The following is a 23856-nucleotide window of genomic DNA, read 5'->3' as shown; positions in this document are numbered from 1 at the left end:
CGTGGGAAACCGCTCATAAACTCAGAAAAGTGCTCATAAACGTAGAGAAAGCGCTCATAAAACTCAGAAAAGTGATCATAACCCTGTGCCGCCCGTGGCTTGAGACCTCACAAACAGCACAACACTTGCGCAAAAAGTCCCCTTCATCCAGTCAATACCGCCTCTTCAGTCAGCCGACCAGCCAAGCATTCCTCCATCTTAAGAAATTCTTCATATATCCATACACTTCTTCTAAAGAATTGCCTGTCATACTCAAAGTATCAGTAAGTTAGAGGAGGACGACAGATTGATTCGTGTAGAACATATTCAGCATTCATTCAAAATTGGTAAAAAAGGTAAAGAACGACCTGTGCCTGTCTTAAAGGACCTATCTTTTGAAGTGAAAAAAGGCTCCATCGTCTCGATAGTTGGCAGAAGTGGTTCAGGGAAATCGACATTGCTTCATATTATGGCTGGATTTCTGAAGCCGGAAAGCGGCAAAATTACGGTCAATGGAACAGAGACATCCAATTTCAATGAAACCGAAAGCGCGGAATTCCGGCTAGAACAATTCGGATTCATATTCCAAAATTTTCAACTTATGCCCGGACTCACAACATTCGAGAACATTGAACTGCCATTAAAACTGAAAGGTACGTCAAAAGCGGAACGCTCGAAACTTGTGAAGCAACTCATCCAACACGTCGGACTGAAAGAAGTGCAAGATCATTACCCGAATGAGTTATCCGGAGGACAGCAGCAGCGTGTCAGTATCGCCCGTGCACTCATCACGAATCCGCCAATCATTTTTGCGGATGAACCGACAGGCAGCTTGGATTCGGAGACAGAACAGGAAATCCTTGCGCTCATCCGATCACTGAACGAATCACGCGGAATTACGTTCGTCATTATTACGCATGATGATGAAGTCGCGTCAATTGCGGATGAAATGTACCAAATGCATGACGGTGTATTGAAAGCAGGAGGTGTGCATCATGCAATTTAACGATCAGATTGACTTTGTGAGCCAACACATTAAAAAGAACAAACTGCGCGTTTTCATGACAATTTTAGCCGCCACGATGGGAACCGCCTTCCTCATCATTCTGGCTTCCGTCGGTTTTGGTATTCAAGATACATTGAAAAAAGAGATTCTTGATAATCGGCTTGTGACACAAATTGAAGTGTACAGCGCAGATCTGGATAAAGAGAAAGCGGAACATATGAAAAAACTGGACCATGTAAAAGCCGTAGTTCTTAGGCAAGAAGTGAATGGATTCCAGGAGACTACGCTAGATAAGTACACTACCTCAAGCACTCTGATTGTTTCAGACTTCGGTGAAGAACAAAAAGCTGGGTTTGCTTTAGACAAAGGACGATTACCACAATCTCAATATGAAGTTGTTGTGGGAAGTGACTTCGCCGAGAGTTTAACGAACGAAGATGAGATTGAAAAATTTCAGGCCGAGCAAGAAGGTAAAGAATTAAGTGAACAAGAACAAGCGGAACTAGAATGGCCTCATTATGAAGGGGAACTCCTAGGTCAAGAAATCACATATGAAATCGGAAGCTACGAAACGAATGAGTCTTACAAAGAGCCTGTTAAGCTGACGATTGTCGGAATTGCAAAGGCCCCTTCGAAAGACTTTATCTCCGACATTAAACTCTATGCAGATGCTTCGCTCATTTCAGAGCTGGAAGCCATTTACGACCGTCACAAACCGGAAGAAAGCGAAGAATCCCTTTTTAATCCGAATTTGAATATTTACGCGGATGAGCTTCAACACGTAAAGGGCATTACGAATTCGTTAAAGGATGAGGGTTATTCTGTGTATTCCATATCTGAAGAGTTGGAACAGATTGATGTGTTTTTCTTAGCTCTAAAAGCAGGCCTCATCTTCGTCGGAACGATTGCTATCTTGATTTCCTCAATTGGAATTTTCAATACGATGACGATGGCGGTGACTGAGCGTACGCGAGAAATCGGTGTGATGAAAGCGCTTGGAGCGAAGCCGAAACTGATCCAACGGTTATTTTTACTTGAAAGCGCATGGATTGGCATCATTGGAACCGTCATTGCGGTCATCCTCTCCTATGCGATTAGTATATTGGCAAATTATTTACTGCCAATCATCGTCGGAGCAGCGCTGGGTGAAGAAGGCTTCGGTGACCTGGACGTCACGTTTTCCATCATCCCATGGCAACTCGTGGTCATTGCTTCTACCATCAGTATTAGTGTGGCCATGATTTCAGGGTGGCGTCCGGCACGTAAAGCGACACAGATCGATGTCATCGATGCATTGCGCCGCGAATTGTAAAAGATGGATCCGCCCTCTGTGGCGGATCTTTTTCTCATTCATCCGATTCAAATATCTTTGATTTTACACGCGAATTCCGGCATGATAGATAAGAAGAGAGTGAATTTATTTGCGAAAAGGGGTTTTCAGAATGGAATACCGCATTGAGCACGATACGTTTGGTGAAATTCAAGTTCCAGCGGACAAGCTATGGGGCGCACAAACACAACGCAGTAAACAAAACTTTAAAATTGGTGGAGAGCGCATTCCAACTGGCGTCATCCAAGCTTTTGCACATTTGAAGAAATCTGCAGCGATTGCGAGCCACTCGTTCGGCAATCTATCCGAAGTGAAGATGAAAGCAATTGCTGCTGCAGCAGATGAAGTGTTGGAAGGCAAATGGGATGATCATTTCCCACTCGTCGTTTGGCAAACAGGAAGCGGCACGCAGTCCAACATGAATATGAACGAAGTGCTCGCAAACCGCGGCAACCAGCTACTTGAAGAATGGGGAGAAACGGAACGCCTGCATCCGAATGACGATGTGAACAAATCACAAAGCTCGAACGACACATTCCCAACAGCGCTTCACGTGTCAGGAGTCATCGCGGTTGAACGTGAATTGCTGCCGGCACTTGAAAAACTGAAGAAAACGCTAGGTGATAAGTCTGAAGCGTTCATGGATATTATCAAAATCGGCCGCACACACTTGCAGGATGCGACACCTCTCACACTCGGTCAAGAAATGAGCGGCTGGCACCAGATGCTTGTGAAAACCGAGAAAATGTTGAAAGACAGCGTGCAATCGATGAAAGAACTTGCAATCGGCGGAACAGCTGTGGGTACAGGTTTGAACGCTCCTAAAGGGTTCGGAGACAAAGTTGCGGAAGAAATTTCGAAGTCAGTCGGTATCGAGTTCACGTCAGCACAAAACAAGTTCCACGCATTGACGAGTTATGACGAAGTCGTTTACACGCATGGTGCCATGAAAGCACTTGCCGCTGATCTTATGAAAATCGCCAATGACGTTCGTTGGCTTGCTAGCGGACCGCGCTCAGGTATCGGTGAAATTACGATTCCTGAAAACGAACCGGGCAGTTCCATCATGCCGGGTAAAGTGAACCCGACTCAAAGTGAAGCATTAACGATGGTCGTTGCGCAAGTCATGGGGAATGACGCGACAATCGGTTTTGCTGCGAGTCAAGGGAACTTCGAGCTCAACGTATTTAAACCCGTGATCATCTTCAATTTCTTGCAAACGGCAAAACTGCTAGCAGATGGCATGATCAGCTTCAACGACAATTGTGCGGTGGGCATTGAACCGAATCGCGAAGAAATCGACAACAAAGTGAAAAACTCACTCATGCTCGTAACTGCATTGAATCCGCATATCGGGTACGAAAATGCTGCTAAGATTGCAAAAATGGCTCACAAAGAAGGAACGACTCTGAAGGAAGCAGCACTCAAAACAGGACTACTAACGGAAGATCAGTTCAATGAGTGGGTCGATCCTTCTAAAATGATCGGACGGTAAGTTGCCACAATATTGTAACGGCGTAGGCATGTATAATCCTGTATGCTGAGAGGACAACCTTCAAGAAAAGGAGTCGACATGTCCATGAACAAACGTCTCATGCCGATATTAGCGGTACTTGTGATTGTTCTCGCCGCATGCAGTGGGAAAACGGCTACAGAGCAACAACATGAAGAAAAGCCTGTATTAGCCATAGGAGAAGAAAAACAACTTCCCAATGGCGACTTACAGCAAGTCACTGCATCTGCAGAAGAACTGCCTGCATTCCTCGATGACAAATCCGAGGATCTTCAACTTGTCTATCAAGTTGCAGGACATGCAGAAGATATTTTAAAATATATGCCTTGCTACTGCGGATGTGCAGATAGTGCGGATCATGGCAGCAACTTGAATTGTTTTGTGGATGAAATCCGTAAAGATGGCTCTGTTGTCTGGGATGACCATGGAACACGATGTGATGTCTGTGTAGAAATCGCTGTTAAGTCAGTCAAGATGTCACAAGAAGGTAAATCGTTGAAAGAAATCCGTAAAACAATCGATACCGATTATAACAAAGGGTACGCGCGTCCAACGGATACGCCGATGCCATCATAAAATAAGGAAACAGGTTCTCTTAGGAGAGCCTGTTTTTTAGGTCCGAAGTCTCTTTTTTTACTTGCAGAAACCATCCGAAAACCCTTTTATACTAGGCTTAACCCATAAAGGTTGTATTCAATTGAAAGGTGGTCTATGATCGATGTCTGATGAGCTGGAAAAAGGGTGTACATTTACTATTCTGACAGTTGGAATTAGGGTTCCTTTTTCTTGAATATGAGCGTATGCTTCTAATATATTTCAGAGAGAATGCAGACGCGAAAACCGCGTAGGAGGGGTACTATGGTTTTTGAAGGCAATAACAAAGTGCGTAAAAAGATTTTACAAGCAGTCCAGGGACTGACGAATGAGGAACTCAATCGGAAACCTGCCAATGGTGGCTGGTCACCGAAACAAATCCTCGAGCATCTCTCGCTCATGGAAACGCTCATCGCCTCGAATGTGGCAAAGGAACTAAAGAATCCGGAAAGCCCGAAAGCGATGAAGAAGCCGATTTCCATTTCAACGAACCGTATTATTAAAGTGGAAGCTCCAGGACGAACAGTTCCTTCGGATACATTTAAGACGCTATGCGAGATGAAACAGGAATTACACACATCACGGCTGTTTTTACTGGATGTGTACGATAGCAGCAACAAAGAGGCGTTGATGAAAAAATCATGCAAGCATCCGATTTTTGGGCAAATACCATTATGTCAATGGTTCCCGTTCGTCGGGTTGCATGAAAAACGCCACTTGAAACAATTGAAAGACACGATTGAATCACTGCAGCTTAAAAAAGCGATGTAAATAAGGCGTACAACAATACTTGGCTGTTCGGGAGCGTGTAAGACCTAGCTCTCCGAACAGTTTTTTTAAAAGCTTAAAATGTAATGTCACGAGATTCTTCAGAAATTGTGATGAATTCATGAAAACTATCATAAGTTATTGCACTAGGGTAGAAATCGATTTAAACTGAACACCACCTTTCCATTTTTTAAGTGAAAGGATATAAAGAGAGAGAGCAAGGGAAGAGAATGGACGATTGTATGGAACAAGAGATTCAACTGATTATTCGTAAGACAATTGCTGCTGTTGGAATGGAACTTAATGTGATACCAAGGAATACAGGTGTGAATATGATGTATGATTTTATCCAACATTGCATTCTTGTGGACAGCGATCGGTTACTCAGTGCGAAAGATGAAATGAAGAACGGGTTCCCTTTGAACGAGTACGTCCAGGCTTTGACCCTCCACGAACTAGGGCATGCACTCGATCGAAAGGCATTACTCGCATCGCTGCCGGGAACACGTGAAGTCATCGAATTGAAAAGGAAGCATGATCAGCAAGAATTATATAGCAGTACGCACCTTCTGAAAAAGTTGGTCGATGAAAACGACCAAGACTATCTTTTTGAAGAGACTGCATGGAATCATGCTGAGCGACTGAATAACACGTATCAGCTTGTGAGTACAACATGTATGGTACAGATGAAACTGCATGGTTTAGCTACTTATCAACAAGCTTTTTCAAAAGATCGTATCATTTATGATGGGCTAGTAGCAGCCGAAACAGCTCTAATTGATGAATAACAAGAACCCCTTGCCAGTGGCATGGGGGTTCTTGTTATTCAAAGGAAGTTTGCTATACTTTTAATAATTCAAACTTTGGAGGGAATCTTATGACTGCACGTAAATTCATAGCATCTTGGAGCGGAGGAAAGGACTCTGCCATGGCTGTCTACAAAGCTGTACAGAACGGGGATAGTCTTGCACGTGTGTGGACGATGTTTGAAGAAGAAGCGGATCGATCGCGAGCCCATGCATTACCTGAATCAGTGATACGTGCACAAGCAGAGAGAATGGATGTTCCCTTCATGAAGCGCCAAGCCTCATGGGAATCCTATGAACATGAATTTGTAGACGCTATGAAGGAATGTACCGAGTCGGGGATTCCGTACGGCGTCTTCGGGGATATCGATTTGGAAGAACATAGAGTCTGGGTGCAGAAAACCTGTGAGAAAGCAGGAATGTCAGCGCTGCATCCGTTATGGCTCATCCCGAGACGACAATTATTGGAGGAATTCATTGCCGCTGGATTTGAAGCGTATATTATTGTAGTCAATACGAGTCGGATGCCGGGACGTTTTCTCGGACAACGATTTACGATTGAATTGATGGATGAACTCGATACCCTCGGAATCGATAGTTGTGGAGAGTCCGGAGAGTTCCATACTGTCGTTGCAGATGGTCCGATTTTCAGTGAGCGGGTTCCGCTTGAATTCGGGGAACGGGTGGAAAAGGGAGACTACATCTTTTTGCCGACAAATGTTGTAGGATAACGCTGACAAACAAAGGGGATGCGTGTGAAACGGATTGGTGCAGCTGGAATTTGGTTAGTAGCAGCGTTGTTGTTAGCCGGATGTTTCGGAGGCAAGTCCATCACGTTGACACAGAGAGTGTTGACGGAGGATGAACAGCAGTTAATCTACAGTGCGGGTGGAATGGAAGCCATGCATTTCACTTCTAAAGACACATTGCCCGAGGGCAAAAGCATACAATTCACCATTGAACAATATGAACACGGGGAATACGTAGGGACGCTTGCGGAAATTCCATGGAATGGTTCCGCAGAACAGCAAGCACCCCTAATCGCTTTTGGGGTTGAACAGACAGATGAAAATACGATAGAACGAATTCTTTTCAGCTCACCAGACGGACGGTTACTGCCTGAGCTAGAAGCGATGCCAGGAGGATCGACATTAATGCCTGCCTTTGAAAGTGAGCTTACATTGAAACAAGGCGAAGTCTCTTATCTTGCATACTACATCGTCTCGGCTAGCGGTAGGGTGCAGACGTTCAACATGAGCGATGACAAAGCGTTGGAACAGCTTCAAGCCTATGATCGCTGCCTTTTGTTGAAGGTGGAATGGAAAGAGTAATCCGAAGTGTGCCGAAGCTTCGGATTTTATTATGTAAAAAACCGTTCAGGATCGTCCTGAACGGCTGTGGAAATGGTTTTATTCGTTTTCTGAAGCAGTCAGATGTTTTTCCTGTGTATCCAACCGATCGCTTTCAATGGCATCTTGGTTAAACTGTTTGCTGAACACAATAGAGATGATGATTATAAGAAGCGCCATGACGGCAGTCGTCAAATAGATCGGCTCATAGGCTGAGTGAGCAGCTTGTTGGAAAGCTTCATGAAGCGCTTCTCTCACTTCAGGTGCAGGGATCTGATCGATCTTAGCTTGCAAATCCCCATAACTGCTACCCGCCAATTCCTCCATAGACCCTTCAGGAAGTTGACTAGGGTCGATTCCGTGTTCTTTCAATTTTTGAGGAACCAAGTCTCCGATTTTACTGAACCCATTTTGAATGAACGCTGCAAAAATCGTAGGAGAAATGGTCAATCCTACTTGGCGCGCTACGGAAAGGGTACCAATCGCAGAGCCCTTTTGCGTACCTGCAGCGTTAGACGTAAGAACAGTGAGCGGTGCACCGAGTACAAAGCCGAATCCCGCACCTGCAATGACGGAGAAGATGATGAACAGCAATTTAGTATCTGCAAAATACCCAAGACCCCCAAAGCCGATGATTCCAATAATTCCAGCGAAAATCAGAGTCTTGACAGGCCCTTTTTTATCGACAAAATAACCGCCGCCCCCAGCTCCGATACCTGAAGCGAGCGCAAGAGGTGTCATCCAATATCCTGACTTCGCGGCTGAAACCCCAAGGATCTGCTGAGCAAAGGACGGGATGAAAATAATCGCACCGATGAACGTCCCTGACAATAATCCCATCACCATTGTCATCGCATAAGTTGGCTTACGAAGCAGACTGTAAGGAAGAATCGGGTCGATTTCATCCCCTTGTTCGTTGCGCTTTTCAACAAAGATCAATGCCGCGAAAATGAGGACACCGAGAATAAGAAGTCCGAGGACACTCCATTTGATGAATACATCCGCGAACGAACCGCCACGGCCGATATTGTTAATGGCAAACATGACACTGAGAATCGAGAAGGATAATAACGATATCCCGAGAAAGTCGATTTTAGACATGACGTAGGATTTTGTTTCTTTCAATGAGAAGAACCCGACTGCGACGAGTGCTATCCCGATAGGAACGTTGATTAAAAATAGCCAATGCCAGTTTCCTGTTAGGTCGATCAGGAAACTTCCGATGTTCGGACCGACAACTGACGCGATCCCGTTCATGCCGCCTAGAAGTCCTAGCATGCTGCCTTGTTTTTCTTTCGTAAACGTACTTAATACATGGGAGCTCGCAATTATGAAAATACCCCCGCCACCAAATGATTGGAGCAAACGCGCTGCAAGAAAGAGCGTGAAATTCGGACTGAGCGCTACTCCAAGGGAACCAATGGTAAAGATCACAATTTCGATGAGGAAGAGTTTTTTCCGTCCATACCGGTCAGCCAGTTTACCGACGATCGGTGTCATTACTGCAAGACCAAGCGTGTACAAAGTAATCCCCCAAGATCCTTGTGTAGCACTTACGTCGAACGAGGTGTTGATGGTGGTAAGTGCCGCACTAATAATCCCGTTATCCAGAGCCGCCATGAACACGCCAACTAACAAAATAACGAAGCCGAGATTCACTTTAGAAGTTTTTTCAACTGCCATTAGACAACCTCCTCTACAGAATTCCTGAGTAAATAAACTATTTAAACAGTTTACCCTTTATACATAAACTTTACATGAATGGAGGATTACAAAACTGAACTAGACGATGCATGAAATGGCTATAACGAGATTTATTCTGTTGAAATTCTAAAAAGTACTTGCTGTTTGATGTACCCGAGTCGATGGTGGAGGTGTGTGATTCAGTGACTCGCCTGCAAAGAAAAACAGCTACTCTCTTTTTAAGGAGAAATAGCTGAAGGGGATGAATTAGTTCCACTCACGTGCAAGAATGCTATAGACAGCTAAATCATGGAAATGATCATACAGAAACTCGCCATCGCGCTGGATCCCTTCAAGATGAAAACCGAGACGCTCAGGGATTGCCCGGCTTTTTACATTTTCGACTCCGCAACGGATCTCGATTCGATTCAACTTGTATGTGGAAAACGCATAACCAATCATAGCACGAACTGACTCCGTCATAATCCCGTGACCTTGAAACCGATCCCCGATCCAATAACCCAGACTCGTACTTTTGTTCATCCAATCGATCTTATGGAATCCGATCATTCCTGCCAGTTCGCCATTGTACAAAATACCAGCCTGGAACCCATTATGTTCTGCAAACTGTTTCAGCCACATTTCAATGACAGGCCGATAGCTTTCCGGAGAGAGTGCACCGTCGACCCATGGCAGCCATTCCCGCAAATGATTCCGGGATTCATTGACCAGAAAGAAAATGCTAGCAGCATCCTCTTGTTCAAATAACTTCAGTGACACCGTTTCTGAAACCGGCAGTGTAAACATGTAATCCCTCCATTTGCGTAGTAGATTTTGTTCATTGTAGCAAAGTTTGTATGCACTTGGAACTCATTTTGAATTATAAAACCTCTAGTCAAGCTGTTCCTTTGCACTTCGACATCCAGTTTCCTAGAAATCGAGGAGAAAACGTTAATTCCTAGTTGACATATAGGGATTAACTACATAAGATAAACTGTATTAGAAAATCATAAATTAACTACAAAGGAGGACGTTGGGATGGAGACAGGATTTGTGTTATTGAATGTGGCAGGATTGCTTCTGTTAGCGAGTATATTGTTTTGGATGAACCGCAAACATGTTTCCTTTTCAAAACGGGTGTTTACAGGGTTAGGGCTTGGTATTTTATATGGTGTTATTTTACACGTCAGTTACGGAGTGGATTCGAGCGCACTTCAGCAATCGGTTCCGTGGTTCAATATAATAGGCACAGGCTATATTAAACTCTTGCAAATGATCGTCGTACCACTCGTGTTCATCTCGATTTTGACCGCTTTTACAAAAGTGGCAGCCGGGAAGAACTTCGGGAAACAAGCGGCATTGATTTTAGGATTGCTTATTGGTACAACAGCAATTGCTGCACTTATCGGAATCGGTTCTGCTCTCTTGTTCGGATTGGACGCGGAGCAAATCGTCCAAGGGGATGCGGAGATTTCTCGAGGAGTGACGTTAGAAGAGACTGCTGCAGATGTTTCGGATAAAGTTCTGCCAGAACAATTGCTGGATTTGTTGCCAGCCAATCCGTTCCTCGATTTCACAGGCGCGCGTCCCACATCGACAATCGGAGTAGTCATCTTTGCAGCATTTTTAGGATTCGCATTTTTGACGATCCGGAGAAAAGAGCCTGAACAGGCGGCGGTAGTTCAAAAAGGGATCGATGCTGTGTATTCATTGATCATGGCAGTTGTGAAAATCGTACTACGACTCACACCTTACGGGATTCTCGCGATCATGGCGCGGACAGTTGCGCTGTCTGATTACGGCGCGATTGTGAATCTCGGTAAGTTCGTAGCTGCTTCCTATGCAGCATTGATTGTCATGTTCTTAGTACACTTGGCCATTCTTGCAGCAACTGGATTGAACCCGATTACGTATGTGAAGAAAGCAGGGGACACTTTACTGTTCGCGTTCTCTTCCCGTTCCAGTGCGGGAACGTTGCCATTGACACTCAACACACAGACGACGCGGCTTGGAGTTCCAGACGGTATAGCGAACTTCGCAGGGTCATTTGGATTATCCATCGGCCAAAATGGCTGTGCCGGAATTTATCCAGCGATGCTCGCGGTCATGATTGCGCCGACAGTCGGTCAACCAATTGACGTTCAATTCATTTTGACACTTGTTGCGATTGTCGCAATCAGTTCGTTCGGAGTGGCGGGAGTTGGAGGAGGCGCAACGTTTGCGGCAATCCTCGTATTGTCTGCTTTGAATCTCCCGATTGCGCTCGCAGGTATTCTGATCTCCGTCGAACCACTCATTGACATGGGACGTACGGCGCTAAACGTTAGCGGATCGATGACAGCGGGGGTCACAACCGCACGAGTGACAGGGGAGCTTGACAATGCAAAGTACGATGAAGTGATGGCACGAGACGCATCCGTATCCGAATTGTAAAAGAACGTCCGCCTCCTCACACATGTGGGAGCGCGGACGTTTTTTCATTCTATGGATAAATCCCTCATCAGGTGATCAAGCGAGAGGGGGCTGCCCGTTTCATCACGCAACCCGCTCATTTCGTGGGAGAACCCGCCCGTTTCGCCTCGCGCCAAATCCTTCTTTTCCCTTATTTAAAACCAAGCCTGATTGGTGTGCTCCGCTTCGCTGCGCATTTAGGGATGTGGAGAGTGGGAAAAGGAATTTGCCTCGTAACCCGCTCATTTCCTCGGTCGACCCGCTCGTTCCGCACTGGAACCCGCCCGTTTCGCCTCGCAATCCGCTCATTTCGAGTCAGAACCCGCCCGTTCCGCCCCGCAACCCGCTCATTCCGAGTCAGCACCCGCTCATTTCACCCCCGCGACCCGCTCAATCCACACAAAAAAAGTACCTGCAACAGCAGGTACCCTCCACTTATTTCCCTTCACTCAATACATCCAACTTCAATTCATTCTCCAAAAATGGTTTCGCATTCAACAGATCTCTGAAAGCCATATACCGCCCAACCGATTCGGAAGAAGGTTGCTTCCCTGAATGATACGCCCGAATCAGAATGTTTTTCGGTGTATGCGCCATGTCGATGAACTCCAGCAACTGTGTCTCATATCCGGCGAGCGTCAACAGCTCCGCCCGCATCGAATCCGTCGCCAGTGCAGAAAAACGTTCCTTCACGAGCCCATGCTGCAGCATCACATCCAGCGCAGGCGACTGGATTTGGCTGAACAATTCATGCTGACAACAAGGAACGCTCAAAATCACGCTCGCTCCCCATCGAACCGCACGAGCAAGCGCCATATCCGTCGCTGTGTCACACGCATGCAATGTGACCACCATATCCACCGAGGTTTCATCCTCATAATCATTAATATCTCCCACCAAAAACTCCAGGCGATCGTATTCAAGGTCACGCGCAATCTCCGAACATTCTTCAATGACTTCCTTCTTCAAATCGAGGCCAGTCACGTGGATATCGAGGCCCTTTTCAATATGAAGATAATGATACAACGCGAACGTCAAATATGACTTACCAGAACCGAAATCGAGAATCCGTACAGTCCGATTTTTCGGAAGGTGCGTCAGTGCGTCATCGATATATTCAATGAACCGATTGATCTGTCTGAACTTATCGTGTTTTTGTTTCTTAATACGCCCGTCTGCAGTCTGAACGCCCAAGCGTATGAGAAATGGATAAGGAGTTCCTTCCTCGAGCAAATAATTCTTTTTGCGATTGTGCGACAAATCAGCGATTTTTGACGTTTCTGTCACACTCGATTTCCACGAAACTTTAAATTTCTTAGTCAGCTGTATTTGTATTGTTTCACCTGTGAATTCGGCTTGTACTTGTTTAAAACGCATCAATACATTTGTCAGGAATAGTTCCACCCCTTCGGCTGAAATATTATGGTGATTGAGCACACGTTCGAACTGTTCTTCAAACTGTATGTGCAACTCGCCTTTCAATTCAATAGGTTTCGCTTTAATACGCAACAAACCATCTGCTTTCGTGCGTGGTTGACTGAACGTTGCGCGGACAAAAGCACCATCCGTCAAACGCTTCGCTAAGTCGGTGATCAAATTTTCAAACTCCATAAGGTTTAACTCCTTTGCAAGAGAGGTAGGGATGAAAGACTACTTTTAGTCAAACTTGAATCCTCGATCTCTCAAAAATTCTTTCATGTACGGACGTTGAGGAGATTCCAAAAAGTCAGCCATCTGTTCCGTCCAACCGGCAATTTTCTGATTTGAACTTCTCGTTTCGTAATATGTGGCCATTGTTGCGTCATACCCACGAAGAACCTCTTCATAGTTGCTCGCATCATACATATTTTCATGCAGCACCGCATCCACTGGAAGACGTGGTTTCACTTCATTCACTTTGGCAGGGACACCGATTGTCATGCCGAACAATGGAACGACACCATCCGGAAGTTTAAGAAGTTCGCTGATCTCAGCAGGGTTATTCCGTACGCCGCCAATATAGCAAATGCCATATCCTTTCGATTCGGCTGCGATGGCAATATTCTGTGCAAAGAGTGCTACATCAATCGTTCCGACAAGCAGGGCTTCTGCATGAGAGAAGTCAATTGAACGGTCATGCAATGCAGCCGCAGCTTGCAAGCGATGGAAATCTGCGCAAAACACCAAAGCAGCGCCTGCGCCATTAAATTGGTGAGGATTTTTGGAGTACTCCCCAAGTTTTTCGCGCACTGCTTCATCGGTCGCGTGGACGACTGAATAGGCTTGGACAAAATGGGAACTAGCCGCATGTTGCCCAGCTGAAACAAGCTCTCGGACCGTTTCTTTGGATAAGACTTCGTCCGTGTAGGATCGAACAGATGCATGAGAGTTCAGTAAGTCAATAATCATTATGAATCGCCTCCAACTGGTAATTGTGATTAATGGTACACCAGTTTGAGGTGATAGAAAAGGAGTGGAGCTTATGAGTTCTTTAGAAGGACTTTCCCTTACCACCATGTTAATAATAAGTGCAGTCATCGTTATCCCCATTTTAGCGATTTTTTATGTGTACATATTTGATCGGAAGCAGAAACAGCATGCGATTTTACGTAATTATCCTATACTCGGCAGAATCCGCTATATGATCGAAAAAGTGGGGCCGGAATTCAGGCAGTACTTATTCGATAGTGACAATGAAGGGAAGCCGTTCAGTCGGGAAGACTATTTGCACATGGTCTTACCTGGGAAATACTTGAATAGTGTAATCGGCTTCGGATCAAAACGGGACTTCGACTCTCCAGGCTATTACTTGCGAAATGCGATGTTTACGAAACAGAACGAAGAAATGCGCGTCGATAACGATCGTAAAATCGATTCGATGCGCTATATTGTCGATGGGGAAGGACTATTCTCCAGGAGAGAGCATCGGGAGGAAGTGAAGGCACAACCGTGGTTACTTCCAGACGAGGACGCAGTCGTGATTGGTCCGACATGTAAGCATCCTTTCCGTGTCCACAGTTTACTAGGACAATCAGCGATGAGTTATGGCGCACTCGGAGAAAATGCGATCACGGCACTTTCCAAAGGAATTGGGATGGCAACGGGTGCTTGGATGAATACAGGGGAAGGTGGTCTATCCCCGCATCATCTAGCAGGCGATGCAGATATCATCGCGCAAATCGGTTCCGGATTGTTTGGATTTCGTACCGAAGAGGGTGAATTCGATTGGAACCTGCTTAAAGAAAAAGCGGAAAATCCGAAAGTCCGGGCATTTGAACTGAAACTGGCTCAAGGTGCTAAAATGCGCGGTGGCCACGTTGAAGGGTCAAAAGTGACAGAAGAAATCGCCATGATCCGGAATGTCACTCCATTTAAGACGATTAACAGTCCCAACCGTTTCCATCAGTTCGACGATTTCCCTTCCATGTTTTCCTTTATCGAACAGATTCGAAATCATTCGGGAAAACCTGTCGGCATTAAAATCGTAATTGGCGGGCAAGCAGATGCAGAAGAGCTGGCATCGTTCATGAAGGAAACAGGCATGGGGCCAGACTTTATTTCAGTAGATGGATCAGAAGGTGGATCTGGTGCGACGTATCAGGATTTAGCAGATTCCGTTGGTCTTCCGATACGATCTGCATTAATCATACTGGACGATGCGTTAAGGAAGTTCGGAGTACGGGATCGTGTGAAGATTATTGCTTCCGGAAAGATGACAACTCCCGACAAAGCGGCGATTGCACTGGCAATGGGAGCGGATCTTGTTCAAATTGCCCGTGGGTTCATGATCTCCGTTGGATGCATTATGGCACAACGATGTCATACGAATGAATGTCCTGCAGGTGTCGCCACGACAGATCCCCACTTACAGCGTGGGCTAGTAGTGGAAGAGAAAAAGTACCGGGTAACCAACTATATTTTAACGATGCGTGAAGGGTTGTTCCGTATAGCGGCAGCAGCAGGATTGGACTCCCCCACAAAATTAGAAAGACATCATGTATTCTATAAAGACGAACGTGGCAGAGTGACTCCGATCGAGTAACGAATAGGATTTGTATGAAGCAAGCAGGGAGATCACTCACTTCCTGCTTTTTTTTGTCGAATGAATGTAAAGTTGAATTCAATAATTATTCACTACAATCTGAAAAATATGATATTATAGAAGAAACTTGTAATTGGATAGGGGGATGGAGAAATGGAGCTGATGAACAAGACAGTTGGGGAAATTTTAAGTGAGCAAGCAATACGGTACCCGGAAAACGAAGCATATGTCTATCCAGAGCGGCTATTGAGAAAAACGTACACGGAATTCGACAAGGAGACCGATGAACTGGCAAAAGCATTCATGGGTATTGGAATTCAAAAAGGGGAACACGTTGCGATTTGGTCGGATAACAAACCGCAATGGCTGCTGAGTCAATTTGCGACCGGGAAAATGGGAGCTGTCCTCGTAACAGTGAATACGAATTATCAAGCAGCAGAATTGAAGTATTTACTGCAACAGTCTGAAGCAACGACTCTCATTCTCGACGAGGGGTTCAAAGATACGAGTTATCTGGAAATCTTACGTTCCATTTGTCCATCCCAGCAGGAAAGAGACGGAGGGCATATCAACTGTCCGGCGTTGCCGAAGTTGAAACGTGTCATCCTGATGACCGAGAAAAATGAAGTTGGAATTTATAAATGGTCGGAATTTCTGCAGCATGCTGAAATGGTGTTGGATGAAGAACTGGAAAAGCGCAAAAAAACACTTAGCCCAGACGATGTCATTAACATCCAGTACACCTCGGGGACGACCGGGTTTCCTAAAGGAGTCATGCTCACTCACAATAATGTTGTCAACAATGGCAATATGATCGGAGCGACAATGAAGTTGTCGAGCGAGGATCGTTTGTGTATTCCTGTACCATTTTTCCATTGCTTCGGATGTGTCTTAGGGACGCTTGCAGCCGTTACTCATGGATCGACCATGGTCATTGTTGAGCAGTTCGAAGCTGCACGTGTACTCCGCGCAGTTCAAGATGAGAAATGTACGGCTTTGCACGGAGTTCCGACAATGTTCATAGCTGAGTTGAATCATCCTGATTTCAATTACTATGATACGAGCAAGTTACGAACTGGGATTATGGCGGGATCTACGTGTCCGATCGAAGTGATGAAGCAAGTTATCGATGTGATGGGAGCATCGGAAATCACGATCTGTTATGGATTGACAGAGGCTTCACCTGTCATTTCCCAAACGAAGACAGACGATCCGATTGAAAAGCGGGTGTCCACAGTCGGCAAACCGCATCCCCACGTTGAAGTGAAAATCATCGATCCAGCTACTGGTGAAGAACTGCCAACAGGGGAGGCCGGTGAGTTGTGTACCCGAGGATATCATGTGATGAAAGGTTATTATAATAATCCGGATGCAACTAGCGAAGCGATTGACGAAGAAGGTTGGCTGCATACAGGAGATATCGCCAGATTGGATGAGGATGGCTATCTCGACATTACAGGTCGCATGAAAGATATGGTCATTCGCGGTGGAGAAAACATCTATCCACGTGAAGTGGAAGAGTTTTTATATACGCATCCCGGAGTTTCTGACGTTCAAGTTGTAGGGGTGCCGGATGAACGATATGGCGAAGAACTGATGGCTTGGGTCATTCCGAAAGAAGGAGTGGCATTGGATGTGGAGGAAATCCGGGCATTCTGCAAGGGGGCTATCTCCCATCACAAAATCCCACGATATATCGAATTTACGGATGCCTATCCAATGACAGCTTCAGGAAAAATCCAGAAGTTCAAGTTACGTGAAATGTCACAAGAAAAAGCATTACACTCTTGAAAAATGACGCATGCCCCGCTTAACTAGGGCATGCGTCTTTGTTATTCATACAACGTCTGTTCTTTTGTCCCATCTGCTCGGTAGACCGTTAACACACCTTCATGCTCGGTGACATATGACTTTGCTTTATCGAGCAGTGCGCTTTTTGTATCTTCTTTGTAAATAACGGAAGAAGCACTCTTCTTCTTCAATACCCAATCATCTTCGCGTGCCCGTATCTCGAAGTGAGGACGGTCTTCAGCATTTCCTTCAATTGTTTCTCTTGCCTGGGAAAGTCCGATGGAAATCGCACGTCCTTCCTCGTACCCTTCCCGGAGTAATGCGTTCCCAATCTCAATGGCTTTGTTGCGGACGTCTGTCCCTACATTTTTGAAAGTATCCGGATAATCGTCTTTTGTCCAGGGCATTTGGAATTCCTCCTTTGTAGATTGAATCGTATGAAAGGTATTTAGTGGGAACCATTGGATTGTTCGTTGGCAGCGGCCATGAAAGGTTCCAATCTGTGATCCGTTTCCAAGTGGATAAAAGGCACATCCCTCAGGGCGCCGGGCTTATCCTGGTCACTGTAGAAATGTTCCACTTTATCGGGTTTCGGGAGGACTCCCATCGCTTCTTTTTTACTGCAAGCGTAATAGATTTCCCCTACACGGGCTTGGTAAGACGCAGCTAAACACATCGGGCATGGCTCACCGCTTGCATAAAGAATTGTGTCTGACAGGTCTGTCGAGGCAAGGATTCGACATGCTTCCCTGATTGCAACCAACTCAGCATGTGCGGAAGGGTCGTGATCCGTCTCAACCGAATTGACACCGCTTGCAATGATTTCACCATCCCGTACGATGACGGCGCCATAAGGGCCGCCACCTCGTAAGACACTGTCCGTTGCTAGATGGATGGCGTCATTTAAAAAACGTTCGTGATCCATTTGAATTCCTCCTGTCGAATAGTAGCTATTTCCCGGGGAATAAATCGAAAATAGGTGTGGCGCAATACGCTTAACTTCCCTATAATGGATTTGACCGGGCTTGCTTGAAGTAATGAAAGCGTTTGCGGTTACTTAGAAAAGATTAAAGGGGGATTGAACGATGTCAGCTGATAGTTACAAACTGATTTCGATTGTACTTTACATGGCGGCCATGGTGTTCATAGGATGGTATGCGTTCCGTCGTACATCCAATTTAACGGATTATATGCTTGGCGGCCGTTCACTCGGACCCGCAGTTACAGCGCTCAGTGCCGGTGCAGCAGATATGTCGGGATGGCTACTGCTCGGATTGCCAGGTGCAATCTATGATAAAGGACTGCCAGAAATTTGGATTGCAATCGGTTTAACGACCGGAGCTTACCTCAACTGGTATTTTGTAGCGCCGCGTCTACGAGTATATACCCAAGTAACAAACGACTCAATCACAATTCCAAGTTTTCTTGAAAACCGGCTGAAAGATAAGTCGAGACTGTTAAGAATCGCTTCGGGACTCATTATTCTTGTCTTCTTTACATTTTACGTATCTTCTGGAATGGTCGCGGGCGGTAAGTTCTTCCTCAGTTCATTTGGATTGGATTATCATGTTGGACTCATCATCGTTTCGGTAGTCGTTGTGGGCTACACGTTATTCGGTGGATTCCTTGCGGTAAGTTATACGGATTTTGTGCAAGGTCTCATCATGTTCCTAGCACTCATTCTCGTTCCAGTCGTTGCCGTGTTTGTAACAGGTGGAATCCCGGAAACTGTCGACTCGATCCATGCGGTGAATCCCGACATGCTCAGTCTTGTGAAAGGGGCAACTCTTCTCGGAGTCATTTCATCCGTGGCATGGGGACTTGGCTATTTCGGTCAGCCGCATATTATCGTACGTTTCATGGCGATTAGCTCCGTGAAAGAAACGAAAAGTGCTCGTCGTATCGGGATTAGTTGGATGATTCTGAGCTTACTCGGTGCGATAGCAACTGCACTCGTCGGAATTGCGTATTACCAGCAGAATCCAGGCGCAGAGTTAGTGGATTCGGAAACGGTCTTCATTGCCCTTGGGCAGATTATCTTCCATCCATTCATCGCAGGAATCATGCTTGCAGCTGTTCTTGCAGCAGTTATGAGTACGATTTCTTCTCAGCTGATTGTCACGTCATCAGCATTGATTGAAGACTTGTATAAGGCGGTTTACAAGACAGATGGTACGGATAAGCAATATGTATTTCTTGGTCGTATGGCAGTACTGGTCGTGTCACTGATTGCCATGGTGCTTGCTTGGCCGAACAACGAATCCATCTTGAAACTCGTGTCCTTTGCATGGGCTGGATTCGGTGGCGCATTCGGACCGATTATCCTTTTGTCCCTCTACTGGCGTAAACTGACAGCAAAAGGTGCATTGTTCGGAATGGTTGCTGGAGCAATCGTTGTTGGTGTGTGGGGCAACGTTCCGGCACTTACAGACACTCTCTATGAAATTGTCCCAGGTTTCATCGTATGTTTACTCGTTACGTATTTTGTTAGTCTTGCAACTTACAAAGAAAATAAAGAAATCGAACGCGAGTTTACAGAGTCGTTGGAAATGTTGAAACGCGATCGTTGAGGCAGAAAGCCGTCCATTTAAAGTGGACGGCTTTTTCATGGTTTCTTTCGGCTTGTGCGGTATGATAGCTAGTAAAGGGGGACTGGTTATGAAACTCGATCATGTCGTTTGGTTCACAGGGCGCACGCCTGAAAAAGTGGCTTCGCAATATCCGGGTGCCGTTATTGGGGGCAGTCACGAAAAATGGGGGACGTACAATGCCCTCCTGTACTTGCAAAATGCATATATCGAATGGTTAGCGATTGAAAATGAGGAAGTGGCGGAAGTTTCGACGCATCCATTAGTTATGCATTTGAAGCACGACCTAGCAGCGTATGGAGATGGCTGGGGAACGCTATGCATGTCAACTGAAGATATTTATGCACTGGATGAGCGGCTGAATAAAATGGGAATGGAAACTTCTGGTGTGCTCGATGCATCCCGGCTAACTGCTTCTGGAACACTTAAGAAATGGAAGATGCTATTCGTTGACGAGGAGGACTTATCGGATCTTCCTGCTCCGTTTTTCATCCAATGGGAGGATAGTGAACAGAGCCGTCGCGAGGCATTACGTGCAGAAGGTACACTTACGAATGATAGTGAAGCTGAACGGATCTCGGAATGTGCAATGGTGACGAAAGAATCGATACGGACGCTTGAGCGCTGGTGCAGGATTCTAGGAGTCGAGCCGGAAGATGGGGATAGTCTTAAGGTGAATGGCGTACGGCTGCGTTTTATAGAAAATCCCGATGAACGCAACCGTATGGTAGCTGTTGTGACGGGGCAAGCTGAATAATAAGGTAAATGATTGGAAGAAGGTGTTTGAATGGATGAACTGGAACTGCTAAAAGAAACCGCTATACTTGTCGGAGTTGAAGAACAGAATGATGATCATTTCGAATACGAGATGGAGGAATTAGGTAATCTGGCAGCTGCCGTCGGGGTGGAAGTCGTTGGAAGTGTTGTCCAAAAGTTGGAACGCAAGCATCCGACGGGTTATATCGGTAAAGGGAAAATTGATGAAGTAAGATTATTTGCAGATGAAGCTGGAGCGAACTTGATCATTTTCAATGATGAGCTGTCCCCTTCGCAGTTACGGAATTTGGAGCGTGATCTGGAAGTGAAGATCATTGACCGGACGATGCTTATTCTGGACATCTTCGCACGAAGGGCCCGGACCCATGAGGCGCGCATGCAAGTGGAACTTGCAGAGCTGCAATATACATTGCCGCGATTGGTCGGATTACGGGCTTCCCTTGGTCGCCAAGGTGGAGGTACTGGTGGAGGGTTCCAAAACAAAGGTGCCGGTGAGACCAAATTGGAGCTCGATCGACGTAAAATCGAGGAGCAGATCGCGAAGTTGAGGAGAGAGCTGGAAGGTATGAAGCAACAGCGGGATGTCCAGCGTAAACAACGGAAACGCAGTGGAACTCCGGTCGTTTCAATCGTAGGTTACACGAATGCTGGTAAATCCACGTTGATGAACAGAATTCTTTCTGAAGCGAATGGTGACGAGGCGAAGACTGTGATGGAGAAAGATATGTTATTTGCGACACTCGATACGTCGGTCCGGAACGTTACGCTAGTTGATCGCAAACCATTCATCCTCACTGATACAGTTGGCTTTGTTGCAAAGCTGCCTCACCATCTGGTGAAAGCGTTCCGTTCTACATTGGAGGAAGCCCGTGAAGCGGATCTGCTGCTCCACGTTGTGGATGTTTCCAATCCAGAGTATCGCCATATGATCGACATCACGAACAAGACTCTTCAAGACGTCGGTGTGGAAGATATCCCGACGATGTACGTTTATAACAAAGCGGATCTTACGAATGACGTGGATTACCCACGGGTACAAGATGACCAACTCTGGATTTCAGCAAGGACGGGTGAGGGGATTGACGACTTAGTCACGCTCATCGAGCAAAAAGTCTATCAAAAACATATTACGTGTAAACTGCTCATTCCTTTTGACCGTGGAGATGTAGTTTCCTATTTGAATGAGGAGACGTATGTGAAATCGACAGAGTACGAAGAAGACGGTACTCTGATGATTGTAGAGATGGACGAGCGCGAACGGAAGAAACTTGAGGAATTCATAATCAGTCATTAACCGAAAAGAACGGCACCGCCAGTATGTGGGCGGTGCCGTTCTTTTATTTCTATAAGAGAAAGGGGGTGGGATAGTAGTAGTATGCCCGCTCCTCACTTTCTTAAACCTGTTGAAACTGATTTGAGTGCAATTTTGAAAAAATGCCGTTCTGGGCAACGAGTTCTGCATACCCGCCATCTTCTGCAATTCCTTCAGATGTCACAACGACGACACGATCCGCATCTCGAATTGTTGCGAGTCTGTGCGCAATGACAAGTGTCGTGCGATTCTCGGAGAGCTCTGTAAGCGATTCTTGGATAATCCGCTCTGTTTCCGTATCGAGCGCAGAAGTCGCTTCATCCAAAATTAGGATCGGTGGATTTTTCAAGAACATCCGCGCGATGGCGAGACGCTGTTTTTGTCCACCCGACAATTTCAACCCGCGTTCGCCTATTTGAGTTTCATAGCCTTCAGGAAGACCTGCAATGAAGTCTTCTAGATGAGCACGCTTGGCGGCTTCGTAGATCGCTTCATCGGGTGCAGTCAAATCTCCGTAAGCGATATTTTCTTTAACTGTTCCTGTAAAGAGGAAAACATCTTGCTGGACAATACCGATTTGACGCCGTAGCGAGCGCTGACTCATGTTACGGATATCCATTCCGTCGATTGTGATCTGCCCTTCATCCACATCGTAGAACCTGGGGATGAGTGAACAGATCGTCGTTTTTCCTGCACCAGAAGGACCGACAAATGCAATCGTTTGTCCAGCATGTATGGACAAGCTCAGATCGTTGAGCACCGGTTTTCCCCCATCATAAGCAAATGTGACGTCGGATAGTGTGATATCCCCATTTAAGTGAGGGACGTCAATCGCATGAGGGGTGTCAAGGATTTCTGGGTCTTGGTTGAGCAAGTCCTGAAAACGGCTGAACCCCGCCATCCCTTTCGGATAGAGCTCCAGCAACGCACTGATTTTATCCACCGGTTTAATAAGGATGTTGACGAACAGGATGAAACTGACCAGCTCTCCGATAGAAAGCTTATCTTGTATGGTGAACCATGCTCCTACTACTAAAATGACAAGCGTAACAAGCCTCGTCATCATGTAAATGGAAGAAGTCGTCCAAGCCATTACATTATATGCGACTAACTTAGCGGTCCGGAAGTTGCCGTTGTCCCTACGGAAACGAGCCAATTCAAAACTTTCATTCGTGAATGATTTCACGACGCGTGAACCGGATACCGAGTCTTCTACACGGCCGTTCACTTCTGCTATTTTCCCGTACATATTGAGCCAAGCGGAATTCATGGCTTTGTTACAGAAAGCGACGAGAACAATGAGGAATGGCACCATGACGATCGCGATGAGAGCCAGTTCAGGATTAATGGAATACATCAGAACGAATGCCCCTATGATCGTCATGACTGCTATGAACGCATCTTCTGGTCCGTGATGGGCAAGCTCACCGATATCGAAGAGGTCTGTCGTGATCCGTGTCATAATATGCCCGGTTTTCGTATTGTCAAAGAAGCGGAATGATTGCTTTTGCACATGATCGAACAGTTTTTCGCGCATGTCCGTTTCTATATTTATGCCCAGTTTGTGCCCAAGGTAGCTGACGATGTATTGCAGGAACGTACTGAAAAGATAGATGACGAGTAATAGAATACTAATAGTAGTGATCTGGCCCCAATCGCCGGTAGGCAAAAGTTTGTCGATGAACCCTTGGACGGCGAGTGGAAATGCCAACTCGAGTAATGCCACAAAAACAGCACTCGAAAAGTCGATCATGAAAAGTCTTTTGTGCGGTTTGTAATAGGAGAAAAACTGTTTTAACATCATACCCGTCCTTTTTGCAATTTTAGTGCTAGTATACACGGTTTAATCGGAAAGTTCGACAAAACTCTCGGAATATTCTACATTTCA

The 23856-nt window shown here is 45.9% G+C and carries 21 protein-coding genes; 14 read left to right on the top strand and 7 right to left on the bottom strand.

Features of this window, described 5'->3' with window-relative positions; all coding sequences use genetic code 11:
• The first annotated feature begins 286 nt into the window (after positions 1 to 286).
• The 8 genes from H9659_RS03745 to H9659_RS03710 all read left to right on the top strand — a co-directional run bounded on the left by H9659_RS03745 (position 287) and on the right by H9659_RS03710 (position 7327).
• Entirely contained in the window at positions 287 to 985 is a 699-nt protein-coding gene (locus H9659_RS03745; protein WP_191688619.1) for an ABC transporter ATP-binding protein, read from the top strand.
• The gene (locus tag H9659_RS03740; RefSeq protein WP_191688618.1) at positions 975 to 2297 is read left to right on the top strand and encodes an ABC transporter permease; all 1323 of its coding nucleotides are present in this window, start codon (positions 975 to 977) and stop codon (positions 2295 to 2297) included. The genes H9659_RS03745 and H9659_RS03740 overlap by 11 nt, the downstream gene beginning before the upstream one ends.
• A 130-nt stretch (positions 2298 to 2427) precedes the next feature.
• The gene (fumC, locus tag H9659_RS03735) at positions 2428 to 3810 is read left to right on the top strand and encodes a class II fumarate hydratase (RefSeq protein WP_191688617.1); all 1383 of its coding nucleotides are present in this window, start codon (positions 2428 to 2430) and stop codon (positions 3808 to 3810) included.
• 84 nt (positions 3811 to 3894) lie between these two features.
• A complete protein-coding gene (locus H9659_RS03730; protein WP_191688616.1) occupies positions 3895 to 4404 on the top strand; it encodes a PCYCGC motif-containing (lipo)protein in 510 nt (169 codons plus the stop codon).
• A gap of 282 nt (positions 4405 to 4686) precedes the next feature.
• Positions 4687 to 5193, top strand: a complete 507-nt coding sequence (locus H9659_RS03725) for a DinB family protein (RefSeq protein ID WP_191688615.1) — start codon at positions 4687 to 4689, stop codon at positions 5191 to 5193.
• Positions 5194 to 5432: 239 nt separating this feature from the next.
• A complete protein-coding gene (locus H9659_RS03720; protein WP_191688614.1) occupies positions 5433 to 5978 on the top strand; it encodes an integrase in 546 nt (181 codons plus the stop codon).
• A gap of 89 nt (positions 5979 to 6067) precedes the next feature.
• Positions 6068 to 6727 (top strand): Dph6-related ATP pyrophosphatase, encoded by a 660-nt coding sequence (locus H9659_RS03715; RefSeq protein ID WP_191688613.1) that lies wholly within the window; start codon positions 6068 to 6070, stop codon positions 6725 to 6727.
• Between the two features lie 24 nt (positions 6728 to 6751).
• Positions 6752 to 7327 (top strand): hypothetical protein, encoded by a 576-nt coding sequence (locus H9659_RS03710; RefSeq protein WP_191688612.1) that lies wholly within the window; start codon positions 6752 to 6754, stop codon positions 7325 to 7327.
• Positions 7328 to 7405: 78 nt separating this feature from the next.
• Here the strand turns inward: H9659_RS03710 and H9659_RS03705 are convergent, their stop codons facing one another.
• Positions 7406 to 9028, bottom strand: a complete 1623-nt coding sequence (locus H9659_RS03705) for an MFS transporter (RefSeq protein WP_191688611.1) — start codon at positions 9026 to 9028, stop codon at positions 7406 to 7408.
• A 267-nt stretch (positions 9029 to 9295) separates the two neighbouring features.
• Entirely contained in the window at positions 9296 to 9835 is a 540-nt protein-coding gene (locus H9659_RS03700) for a GNAT family N-acetyltransferase (protein WP_191688610.1), read from the bottom strand.
• Between the two features lie 231 nt (positions 9836 to 10066).
• On the opposite strand from H9659_RS03700, the gene H9659_RS03695 reads away from it, so the two are divergent.
• Positions 10067 to 11461, top strand: coding sequence for an L-cystine transporter (locus H9659_RS03695; protein ID WP_191688609.1), 1395 nt, complete (start codon positions 10067 to 10069; stop codon positions 11459 to 11461).
• 453 nt (positions 11462 to 11914) lie between these two features.
• Here the strand turns inward: H9659_RS03695 and H9659_RS03690 are convergent, their stop codons facing one another.
• Both H9659_RS03690 and nfsA read right to left on the bottom strand, forming a co-directional pair.
• Positions 11915 to 13090 (bottom strand): class I SAM-dependent methyltransferase, encoded by a 1176-nt coding sequence (locus H9659_RS03690; protein WP_191688608.1) that lies wholly within the window; start codon positions 13088 to 13090, stop codon positions 11915 to 11917.
• A gap of 45 nt (positions 13091 to 13135) precedes the next feature.
• Positions 13136 to 13867 carry an oxygen-insensitive NADPH nitroreductase gene (gene nfsA / locus H9659_RS03685; protein WP_191688607.1) on the bottom strand — a complete coding sequence of 244 codons (732 nt, stop codon included), beginning with the start codon at positions 13865 to 13867 and terminating at the stop codon, positions 13136 to 13138.
• A gap of 73 nt (positions 13868 to 13940) precedes the next feature.
• On the opposite strand from nfsA, the gene H9659_RS03680 reads away from it, so the two are divergent.
• Both H9659_RS03680 and H9659_RS03675 read left to right on the top strand, forming a co-directional pair.
• Positions 13941 to 15500, top strand: coding sequence for an FMN-binding glutamate synthase family protein (locus H9659_RS03680; protein WP_191688606.1), 1560 nt, complete (start codon positions 13941 to 13943; stop codon positions 15498 to 15500).
• A gap of 153 nt (positions 15501 to 15653) precedes the next feature.
• The gene (locus H9659_RS03675; protein ID WP_191688605.1) at positions 15654 to 17291 is read left to right on the top strand and encodes an AMP-binding protein; all 1638 of its coding nucleotides are present in this window, start codon (positions 15654 to 15656) and stop codon (positions 17289 to 17291) included.
• A gap of 41 nt (positions 17292 to 17332) precedes the next feature.
• Here H9659_RS03675 and H9659_RS03670 read toward each other — a convergent pair whose 3' ends face one another.
• Positions 17333 to 17698 carry a DUF2188 domain-containing protein gene (locus tag H9659_RS03670; RefSeq protein ID WP_191688604.1) on the bottom strand — a complete coding sequence of 122 codons (366 nt, stop codon included), beginning with the start codon at positions 17696 to 17698 and terminating at the stop codon, positions 17333 to 17335.
• 41 nt (positions 17699 to 17739) lie between these two features.
• A complete protein-coding gene (locus tag H9659_RS03665) occupies positions 17740 to 18216 on the bottom strand; it encodes a nucleoside deaminase (protein ID WP_191688603.1) in 477 nt (158 codons plus the stop codon).
• A 160-nt stretch (positions 18217 to 18376) separates the two neighbouring features.
• On the opposite strand from H9659_RS03665, the gene putP reads away from it, so the two are divergent.
• The 3 genes from putP (at position 18377) to hflX (ending at position 21950) form a co-directional block, all read left to right on the top strand.
• Positions 18377 to 19861: a sodium/proline symporter PutP gene (putP, locus tag H9659_RS03660; protein WP_191688602.1), complete on the top strand. Its 1485-nt coding sequence runs from the start codon at positions 18377 to 18379 to the stop codon at positions 19859 to 19861.
• A gap of 88 nt (positions 19862 to 19949) precedes the next feature.
• On the top strand, positions 19950 to 20636 hold the full coding sequence (locus tag H9659_RS03655; RefSeq protein WP_191688601.1) for a VOC family protein: 687 nt from the start codon (positions 19950 to 19952) through the stop codon (positions 20634 to 20636).
• A gap of 30 nt (positions 20637 to 20666) precedes the next feature.
• Positions 20667 to 21950: a GTPase HflX gene (hflX, locus tag H9659_RS03650; RefSeq protein WP_191688600.1), complete on the top strand. Its 1284-nt coding sequence runs from the start codon at positions 20667 to 20669 to the stop codon at positions 21948 to 21950.
• A gap of 100 nt (positions 21951 to 22050) precedes the next feature.
• Here the strand turns inward: hflX and H9659_RS03645 are convergent, their stop codons facing one another.
• Entirely contained in the window at positions 22051 to 23769 is a 1719-nt protein-coding gene (locus H9659_RS03645) for an ABC transporter ATP-binding protein (RefSeq protein ID WP_191688599.1), read from the bottom strand.
• Positions 23770 to 23856: the final 87 nt, after the last annotated feature.

The organism is Sporosarcina gallistercoris (genome assembly GCF_014836415.1).
GTDB lineage: Bacteria > Bacillota > Bacilli > Bacillales_A > Planococcaceae > Sporosarcina > Sporosarcina gallistercoris.
Note: the sequence above shows the minus strand (reverse complement) of the source record. Positions and strands in the feature narration are given on the sequence as shown.